The 14,961-nt window shown below is 72.0% G+C and carries 14 protein-coding genes; 8 read left to right on the top strand and 6 right to left on the bottom strand.

Translation table 11 applies throughout. From position 1 onward, the window contains the following. A partial coding sequence (locus ACWCP6_RS29640; RefSeq protein WP_450935648.1) for a DUF1259 domain-containing protein occupies positions 1–788 on the bottom strand: 788 nt, incomplete at its 3' end. A gap of 375 nt (positions 789–1,163) precedes the next feature. On the opposite strand from ACWCP6_RS29640, the gene ACWCP6_RS29645 reads away from it, so the two are divergent. Genes ACWCP6_RS29645 through ACWCP6_RS29675 form a run of 7 tightly spaced genes read left to right on the top strand, consistent with a single transcriptional unit; the run spans position 1,164 to position 7,968 of the window. Further along, positions 1,164–1,541 (top strand): PRD domain-containing protein, encoded by a 378-nt coding sequence (locus ACWCP6_RS29645; protein WP_450935649.1) that lies wholly within the window; start codon positions 1,164–1,166, stop codon positions 1,539–1,541. Positions 1,542–1,576: 35 nt separating this feature from the next. Beyond that, positions 1,577–1,936 (top strand): DUF2620 domain-containing protein, encoded by a 360-nt coding sequence (locus ACWCP6_RS29650; protein ID WP_450935650.1) that lies wholly within the window; start codon positions 1,577–1,579, stop codon positions 1,934–1,936. Positions 1,937–1,978: 42 nt separating this feature from the next. After that, entirely contained in the window at positions 1,979–3,367 is a 1,389-nt protein-coding gene (locus tag ACWCP6_RS29655; protein WP_450935651.1) for a YhfT family protein, read from the top strand. 3 nt (positions 3,368–3,370) lie between these two features. Beyond that, positions 3,371–4,360, top strand: a complete 990-nt coding sequence (locus tag ACWCP6_RS29660; protein ID WP_450935652.1) for a phosphotriesterase family protein — start codon at positions 3,371–3,373, stop codon at positions 4,358–4,360. Then, positions 4,357–5,508, top strand: a complete 1,152-nt coding sequence (locus ACWCP6_RS29665) for an aminotransferase class V-fold PLP-dependent enzyme (RefSeq protein ID WP_450935653.1) — start codon at positions 4,357–4,359, stop codon at positions 5,506–5,508. Before ACWCP6_RS29660 ends, ACWCP6_RS29665 begins: the two co-directional genes overlap by 4 nt. A gap of 2 nt (positions 5,509–5,510) precedes the next feature. After that, the gene (locus tag ACWCP6_RS29670) at positions 5,511–6,674 is read left to right on the top strand and encodes an alanine racemase (RefSeq protein WP_450935654.1); all 1,164 of its coding nucleotides are present in this window, start codon (positions 5,511–5,513) and stop codon (positions 6,672–6,674) included. 13 nt (positions 6,675–6,687) lie between these two features. Further along, on the top strand, positions 6,688–7,968 hold the full coding sequence (locus tag ACWCP6_RS29675; protein WP_450935655.1) for a phosphopentomutase: 1,281 nt from the start codon (positions 6,688–6,690) through the stop codon (positions 7,966–7,968). A gap of 33 nt (positions 7,969–8,001) precedes the next feature. Here the strand turns inward: ACWCP6_RS29675 and ACWCP6_RS29680 are convergent, their stop codons facing one another. Then, the gene (locus ACWCP6_RS29680; protein ID WP_450935656.1) at positions 8,002–8,430 is read right to left on the bottom strand and encodes a TIGR03668 family PPOX class F420-dependent oxidoreductase; all 429 of its coding nucleotides are present in this window, start codon (positions 8,428–8,430) and stop codon (positions 8,002–8,004) included. A gap of 101 nt (positions 8,431–8,531) precedes the next feature. Continuing rightward, the gene (locus tag ACWCP6_RS29685) at positions 8,532–9,356 is read right to left on the bottom strand and encodes an LLM class F420-dependent oxidoreductase (protein WP_450935657.1); all 825 of its coding nucleotides are present in this window, start codon (positions 9,354–9,356) and stop codon (positions 8,532–8,534) included. Between the two features lie 496 nt (positions 9,357–9,852). On the opposite strand from ACWCP6_RS29685, the gene ACWCP6_RS29690 reads away from it, so the two are divergent. Further along, a complete protein-coding gene (locus tag ACWCP6_RS29690) occupies positions 9,853–10,548 on the top strand; it encodes a maltokinase N-terminal cap-like domain-containing protein (protein WP_450935658.1) in 696 nt (231 codons plus the stop codon). Positions 10,549–10,660: 112 nt separating this feature from the next. On the opposite strand, the gene ACWCP6_RS29695 is transcribed toward ACWCP6_RS29690, so the two are convergent. From ACWCP6_RS29695 to ACWCP6_RS29705, 3 genes are all read right to left on the bottom strand, one after another. Next, entirely contained in the window at positions 10,661–11,722 is a 1,062-nt protein-coding gene (locus tag ACWCP6_RS29695) for a PP2C family protein-serine/threonine phosphatase (RefSeq protein WP_450935721.1), read from the bottom strand. A 329-nt stretch (positions 11,723–12,051) separates the two neighbouring features. Then, complete coding sequence (locus ACWCP6_RS29700; protein WP_450935659.1) at positions 12,052–12,786, bottom strand: DUF4142 domain-containing protein; 735 nt, start codon at positions 12,784–12,786, stop codon at positions 12,052–12,054. 227 nt (positions 12,787–13,013) lie between these two features. Further along, positions 13,014–14,747: a SulP family inorganic anion transporter gene (locus ACWCP6_RS29705; RefSeq protein WP_450935660.1), complete on the bottom strand. Its 1,734-nt coding sequence runs from the start codon at positions 14,745–14,747 to the stop codon at positions 13,014–13,016. Positions 14,748–14,961 lie beyond the last annotated feature (214 nt).

The following is a 14,961-nucleotide window of genomic DNA, read 5'->3' on the forward strand; positions in this document are numbered from 1 at the left end:
ATGGCGGCCCGGCCGCCGCCCAGCGGCTGGAAGTTGAACGCGGTCGTCGACCCCAGGCCCGGGGGCAGCACCACGTCGCCGTCGACGATCTTCTCCCGGCGGATGAAGAGGGTCTTGTAGATCCCGTCCTCCGTGGCACCCCTCACACCCAGCGCGGCATCGATGCCCGCGGTGTCCAGGTCGATGCGCTGCTGGGCGGCGGGCGGACGTGCCGGCGGTGTTCCCGTACGGTCGAACGCCGCGCGCAGGCCTCGGGCCACCGCCACCGGGTCGTGGCCGTGTGCGTGGACATGGATCCACCAGATGTCGGGGATCTGGGACAGCAGATGCTTGTGGATCGCGGTCTGCTCGATCCCGCGCTCGTGCAGGACGTCGATGAACGACTGCAGTTCGCGCTCGGTGACCACCACGTCGCCCATCATCATCGTGCTGCCGTCGGTGTAGCGCACGAAGGACACGTGCGAGCCCAGCGCCAGCTCCGGCTTGACGATGATGCTGTGCGAGACCACCCGGAGGTCCCGGCGGGGAAGCCCCGTGTGGTACATGATGTTGTGCTTCATGTCGCCCGTGCGCCCCAGCGCATCGGCCACGGCCGTCCAGTCCGACAGAGCGGTGGGCACCGGGGTGACCGGCGCGTGTCCCATGGCATGGTGGCCGTCCCCGCGGGACAGTGCGCGAGCCGGGGCAGATGCCCCGGCCAGCGCCGGCGCCAGGGCCGCCGCGGCCAGCAGACGCCGCCGCGGCGCGCCCGCGCTCGGGGGGATGTTCCGCTCCCGGTCTCCAGTCATCAACTCAGCACCTCCATGGCCAGATCGAAGCACGGCGGAGCCGGGTTCCCGGACCGGCCGCCATCGCTTGGGGCCAGGTGGGCTAAGAAGTGCTCACGTACGCGCCCGGTGTGCGTCCGGCCGGGTGGAGACGAGGGGTAGCCGGGCCCCGTCCTGTCCCCGTGGCCGTCCGGTCGCGTGGGCGGCACCTCGGATGTTGTCCCCGTGGCCGTCCGGTCGCGCGGCCCTCCTCCGGCCCCGACGCACTCGCCGGGCGCGTCCCTTCGTGCCGACTTGCCGACGGATCCGGTGCGGTGCCGGGGGATCCGCGACGTGAGCCTCCAGAATCCTGATCACTGCTCGTACCGGTGGCGGTGCCGACACAAAGGACAGGTCATGGAAGACAGGCTCGCCCTCCGGATCCACACGTTCCGCACCACCGGTCAGGTCGGGCCGCACGTGGCGGAGTTCGTCACCACCGAGCTGGAGGCGCTGGCCGCCGAGGGGGCCACCGTCACCGAGGACACCGCGGGGATGCTCACGAGCCATCTGATGATGGCCCTCACCCGGCTGCTGGACGGCGAGGCGATCGAGCGGTTCCCCACCGACGAGCAGGCCGCCGCCGAACTCGCGGGTCACCCCGCGGCGGCCGAGCGCGCCCGCGCCGTGGCGGCACGTGCCCGGCAGGAGCTCGGGGCAGCACTCCCCGAGTCGGAGATCACCTTTCTGGGCCTGCACCTCGCCGTCCTGGCGCAGCGCTCGCCCGTGACCTGAACCCCCACATCAGCGTACGAGAGCGAGGAATGACCATGGCGAAGATCCTCACCGGCGGCGTCGGCAAGGTCGAAGTTGCCCGGACCGCCAGCGAACTGGCGTTGAGCGGCGTCGAGGTCGCCGTGTCCAACGACATGGACGCGGCCATGAAACTGCGCGCCGGGCAGGCCGACTACTTCCTGGGAACCTGCCACACCGGCGCAGGCGCTTCCCTCGGCGTTCTCGTCGGACTCATGGGCCAGCAGACCTGTCACACCTTCGGGCGCTCCGTCCCCACCGCCGACGAGGTGCAGGACCTGCTCGCCGGCGGGAAGAAGGTCTTCGGCTTCGCCGTCGACCAGATCGACCTGATCGCCCCGGTCCTGATCCACGCCATCGCGGCCAGGACCGCGTAGCCACGCTTGCGGCGCGCCGCGCACCACGAAGGCACCGCGACCATGCACCTGTCGGCCATGCACGCATCGGCCATGAGCCCGTCGGCGCCGCACGTCTCCGGCGGACACATCTCCCTGCACCTCACCCCGCTGCAGACCGCGCTCGTCGTGGCGGTCTGTGCCGTGTCCGCACTGCTGGCCAACATGGCGGTCGCCGTGTTCCACGACGGTGTGCGGCCGTTCATGCTCGACCACCGGCAAGGCCGGATGAAGCGCAGGGAGATCGCTCCCGTCGCCTTCAGCCTCTCCTCCGGATTCATCTTCGGCCTGGGTGCGCCGATGGCGTTCTCGACCGGTGTGCTCAACCCATGGATCCTGTTCCTGCCCACCGACGTGCTGGGCCTGCTGGCGCCCAGACGCTGGATGGCGCTGCTGCTCGGTGCCGCGTGGTCGCTGCTGGTGGTGTTCGGCCTCTCCGGAGCCACCCGGGCGGCCCAGTCGCTTCCCGTCGACTTCCTCACGGCCATGGAGTCGCTGTCCGACCCGGTGATGTACCTGTTCGCGTTCTTCCCCGCCGTCGCCATCGCGTACCAGTTCGACAAAGTGCGCGGCGCGGTCGCGTTCGCCGCCGAAGGCGTCATCATGCTCGCCTCCGCACAGATCTGGAAGGGACTCTTCCCCGGTGCGCTCTCCATGGCCGCCGGCATGCTGCTCCTCGTCGCCCTCGCCGTCCAGCGGGATGTGGTCAACCGTCGCGCGGAGCGCAAGGCGGCGCGGGCCCGCGGCGAGGAACCACCGGTCCCCGACACCTCGTCCGCCGACTCCCTCTTCGGTGCCAACGCCAAGCGGCTGCGCACCCACCTGCCGTGGCTGATGGTGCTGGGCGGGCTGGTCGGAACACTCTGCGCGACCGGCGCCTTCGCGGGCGGAGAAGCCACCAGCTACCTCGTCCAGCACGGCGACATGGTCGACGCGGCGCAGATCGACTTCTACCGCACCTTCGGCTTCATCCCGCTGATCGGCCTGACCTCTCTCGCCTCCGGCACCTTCGCCACCAACGGCGTCAACTTCGTCTACGCAGCGGGATACATCGCACCGAACGTGGTCGTCGGCGCGCTTGCCGGAGCGGCCGTCTTCGCCCTCGAAGTCCTCGGCCTGGCGCAACTCGGCAGGTTCTTCGCGCACGTCCCCTCGATCCAGGACGCCTCCGACCATATCCGCCACGCCATCAACCAGGTGCTGGAGATCGCGGTGCTGTTCGGCTCGATCCTGGCCGGCATGCGTATGGGCGGCGGGATCGGGGTCGCCCTCGTGGGCGGCCTGTACGTACTGAACGAGGCCATGGGGCGGCCCGTGATCCGGCTGGCCGCCGCGCCCGTCGCCATCATCTGCACCGGCCTGCTCCTCAACCTCGCCCACTGGGCCGGCCTGTTCACCCCCCTCAAGGGCTGAGCGATGACGACCGCACCGGAACACCCCGCCACCCGCCTCGTCCGCACCGTCACCGGGCCGGTCCGCCCGTCCGACCTGCACGGCCCGGTCCTCGCGCACGAGCACCTGATCCTGGACCTCGGCCGCGAAACGGACCCCGATGCGGTCCTCCTCCCGGACCCGCACGGCCCGCACGTCATCGCCGAACTGGCCCGGCTGCGGGGCGACTTCGGCCTCGCCCTCGTCGTCGACATGACCTGCCGCGGCATGGGGGGCGACCCCGGTGAGCTGGCCCGCATCTCCGCGGCTTCGGGCGTCGCCGTGATCGCGTCCACCGGCTGGTACCACGAGCCGTTCCACCCCGGCGAGGTCGCCGGCGCCGGAGTCGACGAACTCACCGACGCACTGCTGCGCGACATCGACCGCGGCATCGGACCCACCGCCGTCCGGCCCGGACTGATCGGCGAGGTCGGCAGCCTCGGCGAACAGCCCAGCGAACCTGAGAGACGGACGCTCGTCGCCGCCGCCCGCGCCGCCGTCGCGACCGGACTGTCGGTGGCCACGCACGCCCACCTGGGCGCAGGGGGCCCGGGCCAGCTCGACCTGCTCACCGCCGCGGGCCTGCCCGCCCACCGGATCGGCATCGGTCACCAGGACCTGCTCGACGACCCGGCCGTCCACCGCGCCCTGGCATCGTCCGGCGCCTACGTCGCCTTCGACACCGTCGGCAAACAGCGCTACCAGGACGACGCCACCAGACTGCGGCTGCTTCTCGCGCTGCTGGACGCCGGGCACGCCGACCGGGTCCTGCTCAGCTGCGACATCTCCCGGCACGGTTACCTCCTGGCGGAGGGCGGCCACGGATACGGGCACCTCTTCCGCTCCTTCCTGCCCGCGCTGCGGGCGAGCGGCGTCGACGACGACCTGATCGACCTGATGACCCGCCGCAATCCGCTGCGCTTCCTGACCGGCGCACTGGACGACGGCCCCGGCACGAGCGGCACGAGCACATGACACAAGGAACGCACCCACTCGCGACGCATCCGGACGACGCGGCGCTGCCGCGGACCTTCCCGCTGCCGACGGTGCCGCTGCAGGACGCGATCGCCACACAGTTCCGGCTGCTGGAGTGCATCGCACGGCACTTCGAGGGCCAGCAGCTCTTCGAGGCCGACGGGGGAGTCGTACCGGGCCTCGGCAGACCCCGTACGACGGCGAAGGCGGAGGCCGTCCTCGCGGACTTCTTCTCCTGCGCCGAGGCGGCGCTGGTCCAGGGCGCGGGCACCGGCGCCATCCGCGCGGCCCTCACCGCCGCCGTCGACGCCGGGGGACCGCTGCTCATCCACCGCGCACCGGTCTACCGCAGCACCGAGGTCACCCTGCGCGGGATGAGCGTGGAGACGGTCCAGGTCGACTTCAACGACGGCCCGGCCCTGCACACCGCGCTCGCATCGGGGCGGTTCTCCTGGGCGTACGTTCAGCACACGCGGCAGCGCCTCGGCGACCGCTACGACCCGGGCGAGGTGCTGGCGGCCTGCCGGTCGGCGGGAGTGCGGACCCTCGTCGACGACAACTACGCGGCGCTGCGCGTGCCCGCGTGCGGAGTCGAACTCGGCGCCGACGCCTCCTGCTTCTCGCTGTTCAAACTGCACGGCCCGGAGGGCGTCGGTGTCGTCGTGGGCGCCAGCGACCTCGTCGAGCGGGTCCGCCGGGACAACTACTCCGGGGGCGGGCAGGTACAAGGACACCAGGCGCTCGACGCCCTGCGCGCCCTCACCCACGTCCCCGTCATGTGGTCAGTGCAGTCCCAGGTCGTCACCGATCTCGCGCGGCGGCTGACGGCGGGGGAGGTGCCGGGGGTCGCCGAGGTCCGCGTCGCCAACGCGCAGGACCGCTGCCTCCTCGTACGTCTCGAACGCCCCGTCGCCCGGCTGCTTCCCGCTGCCGCCGCCCGCCACGGCGCGGCGCCCTACCCGGTGGGCTCCAACTCCCGCTACGAGGTGGCCCCGCTGTTCTACCGAATGTCCGGCTCCACCCTCGACGACGCCCCGGCACTCGCCGGGACGACGGTGCGGATCAACCCCATGCGGGCCGGTGCCGACCTCGTCCTGGACATCCTCCGACGCTCCCTGTCCGACCTGAACCCGTGCGAGGACGACTGACCGTGTTCCTGGACACCGTGCTCACCCGGGCGCCCGAGCTGGTCGACACCGCCGCCGCGCTGCACCGCAGCGGCACCATCCCGCCCGACACGTACGTCATCGACCTCGACGCCGTGGAGGCCAACGCCCGGCTCCTCGCCACCCGCGCCGAACGGCTCGGCCTGACCCTGTGGTTCGTGGTCAAGCAGGTGGGACGCAACCCCGAACTGATCAGGGCCGTCGCACGGCACATCCCCCGGTACGCGGCCATCGACCCCCCCGAGGCGCGTCGGCTGCACGCGGCCGGCGCACGGGCCGGCAACGTCGGCCACCTCGTGCAGATCCCCCGGCGCGCCCTGGAGGAGATGCTCGCCTGGCGCCCGGAGACCGTCACGGTCTACGACCTGGCCAATGCCCGCGCCGTCTCCGTGGCGGCCGAACGTCTGGGCCGTGTCCAGGACCTGCTCGTGCGTCTGGAGGGCGCCCCCGGCACCGGTCACCCCGGGCAGGAAGGCGGAGTGCCGCTGAGCGGCCTCGACGCCTTCGCCGCGGAGGTCGAGCGGCTGCCCGGCGTACGCATCGCCGGAGTCACCGCCTTCCCCTGCCTGCTGTGCGACCCGGCCACCGGCGAGCCACGGCCCACCCCCAACCTCGCCCTGGCGCTGGCCGCGCGCGACGCACTGGCCGCCCGCGGCCACACCCGCCTCAAACTGAGCGCGCCCAGCGCCACCTCCATGGCCGCGCTGCCCCTGCTCGCGGAACTCGGCGCCACACACGCGGAGCCCGGCCACTGCCTCACCGGCACCACACCCCTTCACGCGCGGGACCCGCACCAGCCCGAGCGGCCCGCATACGTCTACGTCAGCGAAATCGCCCACACCCTCGCCGACGGCCGCCCGGCCCTCTACGGCGGCGGCTTCTACCCGCGCTCCGGCGTCAAGGACGCGCTCCTCCCGCGCACGGGCGTCCGGCTGCCGGTACAGGACGCGCCCGCCGAGAACATCGACTACTACCGGCTCCTGGCCGCACCCGCTGCGCCTGGCGACGCGCGGCTCGGCGACACGGCCGTCCTCGCCTTCCGTACGCAGATCTTCGTCACCCGCAGCAACGTCGCCGTCGTATCCGGACTGTCGCACGGCAGGCCACGGACGCTCGGCCTCTACGACCCCTTCGGCCGGACGATCTGAGGAGTCCCCCGTCATGAGCAGGACCGTCATCGTCGTCGTCGACGGATTCGGCGTCGGCGCCATGCCCGATGCCGGCACGCCCCGCACGGGGGATCTGCGGGCCGACACCTGCGGGCACGTCCTCGACCACTTCCGGCGGGCACACCGGCGTCCGCTGCGTCTCCCGGCGTTCGGCGCCCTCGGCCTCGGCACGGTTCGCCCGCACCCGGACCTCGCCGACCGCACGCGGCTGCCGGTGGCCGCCGGCCGCGCCGCGCTCGGCTACCCGGGCGCCGACACCTACGCAGGCCACCAGACCATGATGGGAGCCGACTTCAGCGCCGTGACCGTGGCCCCGCTGGGGCGACACATCGACGAGGTCGCCCGAGCCCTGCGCGCGGCCGGACACACGGTGCGGCCACTGGACGGCGAACCCCTGCTCGTGGTGGACGGGTCCGTACTCGTCCACGACAACCTCGAAGCCGATCCCGGCATCAACTGGAACGCCTCAGGGCGCCTGGACGACCTGTCCTTCGACGCCGTCCTGTCCATCGCCCGCACGGTCCGCGCGAGCGCGCCCGTCGCCCGCGTCATCGCCGTCGCAGGCCACGCCGACGGCCCGCTGACCGCCTTCGTGCGCCCCGGGGACGGCGGTACGGTCGGTCTCGACACCCCTGCCTCAGGCTTCTACCGCAATGCCGGCCTCCGGGTACGGCACCTGGGCGCGCCGCTGGACCACACGCGCCAGCTGCCCGAGCTGGCGGCCCGTGCCGGGATCCCCGTCACACTGGTCGGCAAGGCTGCGGACATCCTCGTCTGCGGGCCGGCGGTGCGCCGCCCGGCAGTGCCCACCGCGGATGTCGTCGCGCACACCCTCGACGCCGTGCGCACCGGCGAGGACGCGCTCGTCGTCGCCAACGTCCAGGAGACCGACCTGGCAGGTCACCAGCAGGACCCCACGCGCTACGGCGCCGTGCTGGAGCAACTCGACGCGGGGCTAGGCGAACTGATCGCCCTCCTCGACGCGCCGGGCGACCGCCTCGTCGTCACCGGCGACCACGGCAACGATCCCGCCATCGGGCACGCCCACCACACCCGTGAGTACGTGCCCGTGCTGATCCACCGCCCGGAGGCCGCCGGTCCGGAGCGACTGCCCGACGCCGTGACACTCGCCGACGTGGGCGCGACGGCCGCCGCCTCGCTCGGACTCGACCCGGCCGGGCTGGCCTGCGGCTCGGCGCTGCGACCGGGAGGACATGCGGCCGGGACCGAGGCGCACCCCGCGCGGGGTCCCGGACCGGCCGTGGCTCACTAACCGGGCGGTGCGCGCGGCAGGCGGACGCACGGCTCAGGACGCGCTCCAGCCGCTCCAGCGCACCACCGACACCTCCACGACGGGACCGTCGGGCGGCCGGTCCGCGTACTGCGGGTACTTCGCCGTGAGCAGTCCGACCCCGCGCGCCGCCTCGGGCGACCCGTCCCGTGGGGGCAGCACATGCGCCGCGCCGTCGGCACGGACCCACCACAGGACGTTCCAGTCCTCCTCGTAGTGGTCGGCGAGCAGACAGACGTTCGGGTTCGCGGCGATATTGGCCAGGCGCCTGAGCCGCGTCGTCCGCTTGGGCTTGTGGTCCACCGCCAGGAACACGGTGTCGCCCTCCACGGCGAACACGACCGGAACCTGATGGGGGCGCCCCGCCGCGTCGACCGTGGCGAGGCGGGCGATCCGCGCCGCCGCGAACCGCTCCCGCGCCTCCGTGCTCGTCACTGTGGGCATGGTGCTCCTTCCCTGCCGTTGCGGCGGCCACGAAGGGCATCGCCGGCCCGGCCATGTCGGTACCGGCCACGCCGCCCCGGCGCGGCGGTCGTACCGGCGTCTCAGCGGAACCGGGCAGCGACCTCGGCCAGCCGGTCCAGATGGTCGAGCGTCTCCGCCTCGGGCATCGTCGGTACGTAGAACAGCAGCCGCTCGACGCCGGCAAGGCCGTATCCCTCGATCTGCTCGGGGTCGTCCTGCACCCCGTACACCGTCACCGGCACCTCACGCCCGGCAAGGGCGCGCAGCCGCTCGATCTGCGGGCCGAGCTCCCGCGGCGGCACACCGAGTGCCAGCCAGGCATCACCGAGTTCCGCCACGCGCCGGAACGCGCCCTCGCCGCCGCCGACGTAGACCGGCGGATGCGGGCGCTGCACCGGCTTGGGCCAGGAGTAGACCGGGTCGAAGTCCACGAACTCGCCGTGGAACTCGGCCTTCTCCGTGGTCCACAGCTCCTTGATGGCCCGCAGCCGCTCGTCCGCGAGCCGGCCTCGGGTCGCCGGGTCGGTGCCGTGGTTCCGCATCTCCTCACGATTCCATCCGACACCCACGCCGAAGACCGCGCGGCCGCTCGACACCAGATCGAGCGAGGCCACTTCCTTCGCCGTGATGATCGGGTCGCGCTGGGGGATCAGGGCGATGCCGGTGCCCAGCAGCAGCCGTTCGGTCACCACACCGGCCGCGGTGAGGGCGACGAAGGGGTCCAGGGTCCGGTAGTAGATCTCGGGCAGGTCCCCGCCCATCGGGTACGGCGTCTCACGCTTCACCGGGATGTGGGAGTGCTCGGCGATGAACAACGAATCAAACGCGCGTTCCTCCAGTGCGGGTCCGATCGAGGTCGGGCCGATGCCCTGGTCGGTGAGAAAAGTCGAGACTCCGAATTTCACGGCTGCTCCGTAGAAGAGGGTCGGAAGAAGAGGGCCGGACGAGGCATCGTGCAAGGCCCCGTTGTCCGACTACCCGTCCCGGGCGGGTTCCGCCTCCACGACCACCCGGGAGAACCATCACCGCGTACGCCTTCACAGCCGGCGACACCGGTGCAGCGGCGCACCCCGGCCGGCGCCCCCGGGCCGGGGCAGCGCACCCTGTGGTCGGCGGAGCGGACAGCCTCTGGCCTCGGCGCGCGGTCGTCGCTCGGGCTGGTACTTCCCAGGAACCGCGACGACCGCCCGGGTCACGTCCTACGGCGACACGGTGGCAGTGCGCTGACACGCGGGTCGCCGTCCGGTTTCGAGCGGCGGGTCAACACCCTTCCCGGGTGGGCCGGTTGGCCCGCCCCGTTCGGGTGGCTGCCGGATCCTTCACGTGTGAGCCGCGCTGACGGGGCCGCAGGGATGGGAAGGTGAGAGGGTCGCATCCCCTCAGCGGAAGAGAACCTCCGGCATGGCCGTCGTGCACGACACCGTCCTCAAGCCGACCAAACTGGAACTGCTCAGCGCCTGGCTGCCGTCCCGCCCGTGGTTCCGCGGTGGTGCGGGCGGAGCGGAGCCGGCCAAGGCCGGCGGCTTCCGGCTGGACGATCCGCAGGGCGAGGTCGGGATCGAGTTCGTTCTGGTCACCGATGCCTCCGGCCCCCGGCCGACCACCTACCTGGCGCCGCTCACCTACCGCGGTGCCCCGCTCGACGGGGCGGAGCACGCACTCGTCGGCACCATGGATCACGGGGTGCTGGGGCGGCGCTGGGTCTACGACGGCTGCCATGACCCGGTGGCGGTCGCACAGTTGCTGGCGCTGATCGATGGCCGGGTGCAGGCCCAGGACCAGAACACCAGCGGCGTCCTCGACGGGGACGTCGTCCGGTCCTACGCGGGCGAGGCGTCCGTCGCCGCGGACTTCACCATCGCGACCGACAACCAGGACTGCACCGAACTGACCGCGCCACAGGGCACGACCCTGCGCCTGCACCGGGTCCTGCGTCCTGCACCGGACAACCCGCCCTCCGCTCCGCGGGGAGCGACCGGCCACCTCGCCGGCTCCTGGCACCTGCCGGACGGCACCCGCTTCCGGGGGCTGTTCGCGGTCCTCCACGTCGGCACTCCGGCCCAGGGGCTCGACCCGGCCGAAGAGCCGTCGGGATGACGCCGGCCCGGCGCCGGGACATGGGCGTCCGCGCCGCGGTCGAGGCACTGCGTGCGGCGGCGCGAGCGGCGGGGCGCGGCGCGGCACGGTGGTCGAGGTCGGGCAGGCCCCGCTATGCGGGGTGTCCCTGCGCCCGGACGGCCCAGGTGCCGGGGAGGCGTACGGCGAGGGCGGCGACGTCGTCGCCGAGTCTTCCGTCGCTGTAGTGGACGAGGTCGTGGTGGAGCCGGTCGAGGAGGTCTCCCGGCCGGATGGGGCTCTGGTGACGCATCCAGTCCGGCAGAGGGAAGAAGTCGCCGGTGCGGTTGCGGGTTTCGGTGACGCCGTCGGTGTAGAGCAGCAGGTGGTCGCCCGGGGCGACGGTGACGGACTCGATGCTGTAGTGGTCCCCGAGAAGTGTGGCCAGGTGGAGCGGAGGTGACGGGGCGATGGGATCCAGGACGTGGATCTCGCCCTCGTGCACGAGGAGTGGCGGCGGGTGCCCGCAGTTGAGGATCTTGAGAGGCCCGCCACTGTGGGGGATCTCGGCGAGGATGGCGGTCGCGAAGCGCTCCGGCAGGTCCTGGGTGGGGAACGCGCTGCTGTGCCGGGTGATGCTGGTCTCCAGCCGGTGGATGATGCCCGTCAGGTCGGGCTCGTCGTACGCGGCCTCCCGGAACGAGTTGACCACGGCCGAGGCCGCCCCCACCGCGGCCAGTCCCTTGCCGCGTACGTCGCCGATGAGCAGCCGGACCCCGTACTGCGTGTCGGCCGCCTCGTAGAAGTCGCCGCCGATCCGGGCCTGGGCCTGGGCGGCCACGTACATCGACTCGATCTCGACCCCGCCGATGCTGCCGGTCAGGGGGCGCAGCAGCACCTTCTGGGCCGCGTCGGCGACGAGCCTGATGTGGAACAGGGCCTCTTCCCGCTGGAGCCGGAGGTGGCTCGAATACGCGGCCGCCGCGGTGACCGCGACGATCGCGGCGGCGGTGTAGGCCGTCCCGAGGTCGGTGTAGACGAGGCTGAGGCCGATCATGATGAGGAGGCAGAGCGCCCCGAGCAGGACGGTGGGGACCACAGGCCACAGGGACGCGGCGAGTGCCGGGGCTGCGGGCAGCAGGCGGCTGAAGGCGATCTCCCTCGGTGTGGCGAACGCCAGGGCGGCGATGACGACGGTCAGGATCGCCGGCGACATCGGGAGGAGTTCCCAGGTGCTGCCCGCGCGGTGACGGCGGCGCCGCAGCCGTTCGAGAGTGATCACGAACTACAGCATATCTATGTAAATCGGGCACACGACCTCGAGGGGGAGTGGCGCCCGGCGATGACGGCCCCTTGAGCCTTGCCCTCCGGCGGATTGCGCCCGCCCCTCCGGCGGTGGCGATTCCCGTCGCCGCATCGTGCGGCGGGAATGCATCGGGCCCCTCCTCGGTGATCGGTGCACCGGGTGCAGACCCGACAGTATTCGAACGGGCATCCGATTATCTTGCCGGGCCCGGCTACGGGCCCGGCAACCTGTGCCGACGTTCAGTTCCCCGTCGGTGTGGCGCCCTCGGGAGGCGCCGAGACGCTGGGGGACGGGGAGAGGACGAGGGTCGGCGCACCCGGTGACGGCGGCGGCGGGGTCATGCTCTCCGAGGGCAGGGTCGGGCTCGCGGTCACCTGGTTCTGGACGGAGTTGAAGTCGACCATGCCGGTCTTCTCCAGCACCGTCATGTGGTCGAGCACGGTGTCATTGGCCTGGTCGGCGAGCTGGCGCACCAGCGAGTTCTTGGTCGTGGCCCGTACCTTCGCGATGGCCGGGAAGATCTGGCCGTGCGTCACCCGCAGGATGTTGGCGAGGTCGGTGTCGAACTTCTTGCCGCTGTCCGACGCCAGCGTCGCCACGAACCCCTGTTGCTGGGGGGTGGCCAGGTTGGGCAGGGTGATGCCGAGCTGAGGGGAGATGGCCCGGCAGGTGGCGTCGAGCCCGGCGTGGCCGTCGATGAGATGTCGGCCGGCGGTCCTGACCGCCGGTGTGGTGCCCTTCTGGAGGGCCATCTGACCTGCGGGGTACTCCCACAGGCCCGCCGATCGCACCTTGACGACGAAGTCACGATCAGCCTCTGTCAGCGGGCCGTACGGCGTGTTGGCGACGACCCGTGCCGGGGCGTTGGCAGTGTTCTGCACCCCGAGCATCAGAGGGTAGGCAAGCGCGGCGGCCGTCAAGGTGATCGCGCCGATCACCATGCCGTTGCCCGCCATGCTGCGCGATATGTGCATCGTGCCTCCAGTTGCCGGCTCCGCCCGTGCGGGGCAGGCCTGTTGAACTGCGTCGTAGATCCGGTCATGCGTGTGGGACACCGTGAAATACGTTGATGCGACGGTAAAAAACCTTTGCCTTAGGTAAAGAAATCACGGCCGTTGAGGTGCCGACGCACATCGGCCGGGTAGCGCCGTCGAGAATGCGCCGATGCCCGGCGCGACGCGCCGTCATCCGGCTCGCTCGGTTACGGGCCGGTGCCGCCTCCTTCGTCACGGCGCCAGGCGCGGTACGCCGCCACCGCGGTGTGCAGGGTGGGGAAGATCCGCTCCTCGCCGATGGCGTCACTGAGCCCGTAGGCGTCCAGTTCGGTGCGCAGATCCTGTTTGACCCGTGCCAGGGCGAAGACGATGCCGCGGTCGGTGAGTTCCCGACGCAAGGCGTCCACTGCGTCCAGTGCGGTGATGTCCACCTCGACGTTCGCCTCGGTGCTCAGCACGAACCACTTCACGGGGCTCGACTGGTCGGTGACGGCGGCCAGGGCACGTCGACGGAAGTCCTCCGCATTGGCGAAGAACAGCGGGGAGTCGTAGCGGTAGACCACCAGCCCCGGGATGGTGCGGGCCTGCGGGTAGTCGTCGACGTCGTGCATCCCCGCCACGTCGGGTACCTGCCCGAGGACGGCGTCGTGCGGTCGGGCCACCCGGCTGAGCAGTTCCGCCACCGAGAGGGCCACGGCCACCAGTACGCCGTAGAGGATGTCCAGCACCAGGACGCCGGCGAGGCAGGCGAGCGCGAGCAGAAGCTCCCTCCGGCGGAAGGAGGCCAGCCGTCTGAACCCCGCGATGTCGATCATCCGGGTCGCGGCGTACACGACCAGGGCACCCAGCACGGCCGTCGGCGTGTGCCTGAGCAGGGGGCTGAGGAACAACAACACGGCGAGTACGGCCGTTCCCGCGACAAGGGAGTATCCCTGGCTGCGGGCGCCCGCCGACTTGGCGAGTGCGGTACGGCTGGCGCTGCTGCTGACCGGGAATCCCTGCAGGATTCCCGCGCCGACGTTCACGGCGCCCAGCGCCATGAGTTCCTGGTTGGCGTCCAGCCGCGGCCCGCTGCCGGTGGACTCGAACGCGCGCGCGGTGAGGATCACATCGGTGTACCCGACGAGGAGAACACCGGCGGCGGGCAGCAGCAGTCGCGGGAACTCGCCCGGAGCGGGCAGGGCGGGGCGGGGCAGTCCGGTCGGAATGCTGCCGATCACCGCGATGCCGTACTTCTCCAGGCCGAACGCCGCCACCACCACCGTGCCGAGCACGAGGGCGAGCAGGGGCCCGGGGAACGCAGGCGGCAGGCGGCGGGCCGCAAAGAGGAAGAGCAGCAACGCGGCGCTGAAGATCACCGTCGCCGGGTGCGCCGTGGACAGGTTCTCGGCGAACGACACCAACTGCGGGAAGAACCCCGAGCCCTTCGTCTCGACGCCGGTGAGTTTGGGCAGCTGATCCACGATCATGATCAGCGCGACCCCTGCCAGGTATCCGACGAGAACGGGCCGTGAGAGCAGATCGGCGATGAAGCCCAACCGCGCCACCCAGGCCACCAGGCACAGCACTCCGACCACCACCGCGAGAGTGGCGGCGAGCACCGCATAGCGCTCGGCGTCGCCGGCGGCCAGCGGCCCGACCGCGCCGGCGGTCATCAGCGCGGTCGTCGACTCGGGCCCGACCGACAGCAGTCGTGACGAGCCGAGAAAGGCATACAGCACGAGCGCGGGCAGGATGGCCCACAGCCCGACGACCGGTGGCAGGCCCGCCACGCTCGCGTAGGCCATGACCTGCGGCACGAGGTACGCCGCGACCGTGGCGCCGGCCAGCAGGTCCCCCCGGAGCCAATGGCGCCGGTACGTGCCGAGCACGGCGAATCCCGGTGCCGCGGGCACGAGCCGATGCCACCCCGTGGCGGGGGCACCGGCGTGCTGTGGCATGGGCTTCCTTTCGCCGTCCGGCTTCAAGGATGCCGCCGAAGCCGGGGGTGGGCCTGCCGGGGTGAGGTGCCCCGGGCCCATGACCGGGCGCGGTCCGGGGCGGGACCGCGCGGCCGGGGCCCGGGGACACGCCGTCGGTGCGGGGGCCCGCCCGTGGGCATGTGCCACGGCGGCGGAGCGGACTGCCGGTGGCGCGGCCGACGTCGATGCCTGC

This window comes from Streptomyces sp. NPDC002004 (assembly GCF_053593975.1).